We start from the raw sequence: 1,734 nt of genomic DNA, 5'->3' as shown, positions 1-1,734 counted from the left end.
TCGACGCGGGCTTCGAGGCGGGGGTCCATGGCTTCGTCTTCGGGGGTGGCGTAGCGCAGGCGGTAGCCGGCGGCGGTGCGCAGGCCGAAGCCGCGCGGGTACCGGTCACTCACCGTCACGGGCAGCTTGCCGGTGGCCGCGATGCCGCCGAAAATGGCCTGAGCGGTAAGATTCTGGGCATTTGGGCTTTCCTGGTAGGCCATGATGACGGCTCCGGCGCGGTCGAGGTCGCGCACCTTAGCCACGGCGTAGGCCGAGCCGAACACGCTGAGCACCAGTTGCTGCTTCTGGTCGGCAAGCTCGCGCAGCAGCATGTTATCCTCCGGCGTGATGCCGAAGCTGGTGGCAGGCAGACGGCCCAGGTTCTGCAGGCTTACCAGAATGAGGTTGTAGGGCTTGAGCGCGGCGCGCAGCTTCGTCAGTTCATCGAGCGAAGGCGTGCCGCCCACGTGGAAGTGCGCGGCCGGCGCGTAGTCGGCCACGGCCCGCTGGAAGTCGGTGGTGTCGCGCGGCGAGCCGCCCAGCACCAGCGTGGCAATGCGCAACGTGTCGAGGCGCTGCAGGGGCAGCAGGTTTTTCTGGTTGCGCAGCAGCGTGATGCTCAGCTCGGTGAGGCGGTGGCTGAGGTACTGGGCGTGCGGGCCGTTAAGGTCTTCGTAGAGGTTTTTAGTGTCAATCGGGCGGTAGTGGTTCAGGCCGGCCCACTGCTTGAGGGCCAGCACGCGGCGGCAGTGCTCGTCAATCTGCTGCTGCGAAATGCGGCCGCTGTCCACGGCGGCGCGCACCATTTTCAGCGCCAGTGGCACGTTCTTGCTGAACTCCAGAATGTCGTTGCCGGCCATGATGGCGCGCACGTCGGCCTCGCCGGGCGGAAACTTTGAGATGACGCCCTTCATGTTCATAGCATCCGTGAAAATCAGCCCTTTGAAACCCATTTCCTTGCGCAATACCCCTTCAATAATCGGCTTGGAGAGCGTGCTCGGGCCGCTCACCGTGTCGAGGGCGGGCACATTCAGGTGGGCCACCATCATGCCGCCCAGCCCGCCCGCGATGAGACTGCGGAAGGGCGGCAGCTCCAGCGTGTCGAGCCGGTGGCGGTCGACGCGCACGGTGGGCAGGGCCAGGTGCGAGTCGGCATCCACGTCGCCGTGGCCGGGGAAGTGCTTGGCCACGGCCAGAATGCCGTTGTCCTGCATGCCGCGCATATACTGGCGGCCGTCGCGGGCCACGGCGGCCGGGTTTTCGCCCCAGCTGCGGAAGCCGATAACCGGGTTGGCGGGGTTGTTATTCACATCGACCACCGGCGCGAAGTTGACGTGCATGCCCAAGCGCTTGAACTGCCGGGCCACCTCGCGGCCCATGTCGTAGAGCAGGGCCGTGTCGGTTTCGCCGCCCAGGCTCATCTGATATGGGAATTTCACCACGCTATCCAGGCGCATGCCCACGCCCCACTCACCGTCGAGCGCCACTAGCAGTGGCACGCGGCTCTGGCTTTGGTAGCGGTTTAGCAGGCGCGCCTGCCGGCCTGGCCCACCCTGAAAAAAGATGAGCCCGCCAATGCCCGACTGCTGAATGAGGGCCGAAATGGAGTCCTCATCGATGCGCTTGCGGTTGGAGTAGGCGGCCACCATGAACAGCTGCGCGGCCCGCTGGTCGGGCGTGAGGGCGCGCATGAGACTGTCGACCCAGCGCGAGTGCAGGTAGCGCGTGAAGGCTGGCGCGCCGGGTGCCGGC

Annotated in this window: 1 protein-coding gene; it reads right to left on the bottom strand. The window is 66.2% G+C overall.

Annotated elements, in window-relative coordinates; all coding sequences use genetic code 11:
• Positions 1-1,734, bottom strand: a 1,734-nt coding sequence (locus ACYVDE_RS21850) for a glycoside hydrolase family 3 protein (protein WP_460503654.1), incomplete at both ends; no start/stop codon positions are given.

Source organism: Hymenobacter agri (assembly GCF_054778495.1).
Note: the sequence above shows the minus strand (reverse complement) of the source record. Positions and strands in the feature narration are given on the sequence as shown.